This window comes from Photobacterium sp. OFAV2-7 (genome assembly GCF_022347985.1).
Taxonomy (GTDB): domain Bacteria; phylum Pseudomonadota; class Gammaproteobacteria; order Enterobacterales; family Vibrionaceae; genus Photobacterium.
Genome location: NZ_JAKRFQ010000464.1, coordinates 1 through 3985 on the forward strand (window position 1 = coordinate 1; position 3985 = coordinate 3985).

The window sequence follows — 3985 nt, forward strand, 5'->3', positions numbered from 1 at the left end:
TCTATGGTAAATAGTATTGTAAATCAGGAGGATGGACGCCTTGTTGTGGCGATTGACCTGCCGCTACACGGTGAGCGTGGCATCGATCTCGATGGAAAGAATGGAATGGATATTACCGCAAGTAGCGGTGAAGATAATCAGGATAAATCGGTTTATCTGAACCTATTGAGTCCGCTGACTTTGCGAGACAATCAGCGCCAGGCTGTGCTGGATCAGCTTGTACTGCGAAAAGCGCTTAATAGCACGCCGTATGTCGATAATACAGACATCAGCCTTATCGGCCATTCACTGGGGGGAATCATTTCCACTATGGTGAGTGAGATGTCTCAGGGTGTTGACGAACTGGCCTTTTCCACCGTTACTTTAGTGGTGCCGGGAATGCACTTAACGGATCTGGTGATGAACTCTATGTTGCTTGGTGAGGAAGTGATTGGCGAGATCAAAAACTCAACTGATGTTCAGCTAGCCGTTGCCGGGATCCTGGGTGTTTATGATGAATCCCAGCATGCACCTGAAGAAGGGTTGAACGCGTTACGTGACTATAAACTTGAGAGTCAGGAGAATCGTGATAAAGCCGCTGATATCGAAGAGATGATCTATGGCATGGTGATAGAGGAAATGACGACTGCGATTCAGGCGGCGGTTGATGCAGGGGATCCAGCAAACTTCACAACCAGACAAGCTAATAATCCTCAGCAACCAATTCTGCTCGTTGAAGCGGCAGGTAACTGCGGAGAATTCTTGGGTGAGTCATGTATCGAAGGGGTTGAATACCTGTCTGATACTGTTGTTCCCAACAGTGCTGAAGGTTTGCCGTTAACGGGTACTGAGCCACTAATTCGCCACTTGGATCTCGACCCAATTTCCCAGCCAATCTTGGATGGAACGGAGGCCATTAAAGGCGCTATCCGCGTTAAGCACGGCGGCCACGGGACCTACCTGTTCCCTTATGAGGGAGCTGTTTCCTATGACGGAAAAGGTAACGACGAGGGCTTACCATCGATGCCTGGTGACGAACAGTTTAACATGGAAGAAGTCAGAGCATCGATGGACATGCAGCAACTGGCGGTATCTAGCTTTGTGACAAGTGGTGGTGTGGATGTGGTTGTCAACGCAGCTTTGATCCATGGAGACACAGATCCCATCCCACAACAGAGTAATTAACGTTTATCTTGGGTGTTTTTTGTTCGGTTGGTCTGACGTAAGGTTGCAACTGCGTATGGATTTGGTAAAAGAACAATATGTTCCAGGGTGTACAGGAGGTTAGGATGACTGTTGCCGTAAAATCTGTCGCTGAAAAGTTGCTAAGCCCCGCTATTTTGCTTCAGGCCCAAAAGGATGGTGCGTTAAATGCACTTGAGGCGGTGTACACCAAAGCTCGTTATGCGAGGTATACTCGGGTGAAGTGGGGCAGTGATTACTATGATGGCATTCAGTTTGATGATGGTAGCCATATCAGTGTCCGTCCTGGCCCGTTTAACCATCTGATGCTAGTCGCGACTGGCTCAAGTACCCAATAACGCTATTACAAATGCCTTCTTCAAATCCCTTTCGGATAACAATTGTCCGGAAGGGATTTTCTTATTTCGCCATTGGGTTCACTCATCGAAAACCATGCAACCATATATGAAATCAAAGATTTCATATATGGTTGTTGTGATTTACCTGTCAGAACTTTAACTTGCTAATTGACCGAACAAAAACAGGATAATTGATGGATTATTATCCTTACTCGCAGGGAAATATCGTTTTTTGGAGTACGATAAATGAAACTTAATACAGCAGGGCTGTCTTATTCAGCCATAAACTGCTCATTGTCAGCGTCGGACGCGACACCATCTCATCAACATTCTGCCAGCTCTTCTGCCTTTGCCTCCCAGCACAACGGCTTTTTTGCCTTTTCGCGATTTAGCTTTTTTAGCTATTAATTCTTGTCTGTCCTTTGGGGACGATCTTTCTTTATAGACTGTTTTATAACGACTTTGACCAAAGTCTTTATGTGTTGACGCTTTTTTGCTGCTGACCACAGCAGAGCATAAGTTAGATCGCCAAATAGACAGCATATCAGTACTGCTTAAGGGAAGCCCTTCAGGCAGAATCGATCTATTTTTCAGAGATAATTGTTGTGAATTTGAAGTTATTGGGTAGTGCGCTGATCGTTGCGGGTACGGCGCTGGGTGCGGGAATGCTGGCAATCCCGATGGTGTTGGCACAATTCGGACTGCTATGGGGCACCTTAATGATGCTCTTTATCTGGTCGGGAACGACATATGCGGCCTTGCTGCTACTGGAAGCCAGTATCAAAGCCGGTGGTGGTTTGGGAATGAATACCATTGCCCGCAAAACGCTGGGTAAGGGTGGCCAGGTAGTGACCAACGGCCTGCTTTACGCTTTGCTGGTTTGTCTGTTGATGGCTTACATCATTGGTGCCGGTGATCTGGTTAAGAAGATGCTGGGCGGCTTGGGTCTTGAGCTGACAATGATGCAGTGTCAAATCGCCTTTGCCCTGATTGCCGGGATCGTTGTAGCTGCCGGTACAGCTGCGGTAGATAAGCTCAACCGAGTGCTATTCGCTATTATGGTGGTTATGCTGGGGCTGACATTGGTATCTCTGGTGCCGACTATTTCTGTTGAAAACCTTCTGGAAGCCTCCAGCGATAGCAAGATTGATCTGATCAAAACGAGCTCTGTGCTGTTCACCAGCTTTGGTTTCGTGGTGGTTATCCCGTCTCTGGTGACGTACAACAAAGATGCAACACACAAGCAGCTACGAAATATGATTATTGGCGGCTCATGTATTCCTCTGGTTTGTTACCTGTTCTGGCTCTACGCTGCGATGGGTAACTTGTCTGCAGAACAGATGACGTCTTTTGCAAATGTCTCCGAGCTGATTGCGACGCTGGGTGCCGAACACAGTATGATCAAGCTGGTGCTGTCTGTATTTACCGGTCTTGCGTTGCTGACGTCGTTTTTGGGTGTCGCCATGGCACTGTTCGACCAAAATGCAGACGCTTTCAAACAGAACCGAGCAGTTACCTACGTGCTGACATTCATTTTGCCTCTAATGGGGGCGCTATGGGCCGCAGACCAGTTCCTGGCTGTATTGGGTTATGCCGGTATTATTCTGGTTTTCCTAGCGATTTTCGTGCCGATGGCAATGACTATCAAAGTACGTAAACTGCAAGATGCTCAGGATGGGCTGATGGAGTGCTATCAGGCCGGAGGCGGCCAGCTTGCTCTGGTAATGAGCTTCTTGTTTGGCTGTTTCCTGTTGGCCGCTGAGCTGATTTAATGCAGCCCTTGTAGGTTTGCTTCTTACAACGTTTCGTATATAGCCCTATCTTTTTAGGGCACGACAAAAAGGCGTTTACCAGACGGTAAGCGCCTTTCTATTTTTCAGAGATAACTGTTGAAAGTGAAGAGAGCACGGTTGTTTGACCGAACAAACCTGCTCCGAGATGATAAACTTTGAGTGACCGAACAAAGGTTTATCCAGCTCCCCTTTGGAGTAGAGCATGGGAATAGGGTGGGAAGCTGTTCTCATTCAACGGGTTGATCATACAAACTTTTTTTGCGTGCTGCTATAGAGCAGCGGTATTGAGAGTGAGCACTTTCTGATTTGAAGTGTAAACTAAGCAATACACGTGGTTGAAAAATAGACAGTTTGCTGTAGCCTTTTATATCTGTTTTGTTTTCAGATAAGGAGAGTCAATGTTTTGGAATGTCGCTGAGCAAGTGACCCAGCAAGCACTCGCTGATAGCCTCTTGATGCCAATCACAACAGAAGCTGAAGTGATCACGGAGCAGGGAGTCGATTACCTCGGTTATATTGTGACGCCCAATGCCAGCAAAAAGCCAATAGCGAAAGCACCGCAAGCGAATCCTTTTCTGCCCTATGAACCGTCGATGTATGTCGGAGAAGCTGGAGATCATCATGTTTGTCTGCTCAATAAGTTTCCTGTCTTATCACCTCATTTGCTGATTT

At 47.0% G+C, this 3985-nt stretch carries 2 protein-coding genes and 2 pseudogenes; all 4 read left to right on the plus strand.

The window, feature by feature from the left end; all coding sequences use genetic code 11:
* A pseudogene (locus MHN01_RS18985) lies at positions 1–1164 on the plus strand (hypothetical protein); the annotation flags it as partial.
* Between the two features lie 104 nt (positions 1165–1268).
* On the plus strand, positions 1269–1520 hold the full coding sequence (locus tag MHN01_RS18990) for a hypothetical protein (RefSeq protein ID WP_239412784.1): 252 nt from the start codon (positions 1269–1271) through the stop codon (positions 1518–1520).
* 605 nt (positions 1521–2125) lie between these two features.
* On the plus strand, positions 2126–3292 hold the full coding sequence (locus MHN01_RS18995) for an aromatic amino acid transport family protein (RefSeq protein WP_239412785.1): 1167 nt from the start codon (positions 2126–2128) through the stop codon (positions 3290–3292).
* Between the two features lie 419 nt (positions 3293–3711).
* Positions 3712–3985, plus strand: a pseudogene (locus MHN01_RS19000) (phosphorylase); the annotation flags it as partial.

What these genes read in the sequence shown, in the direction of transcription:
- MHN01_RS18990 (WP_239412784.1), top strand. Translation starts at nt 1,269, where the DNA reads ATGACTGTTGCCGTAAAATCTGTCGCTGAAAAGTTGCTAAGCCCCGCT.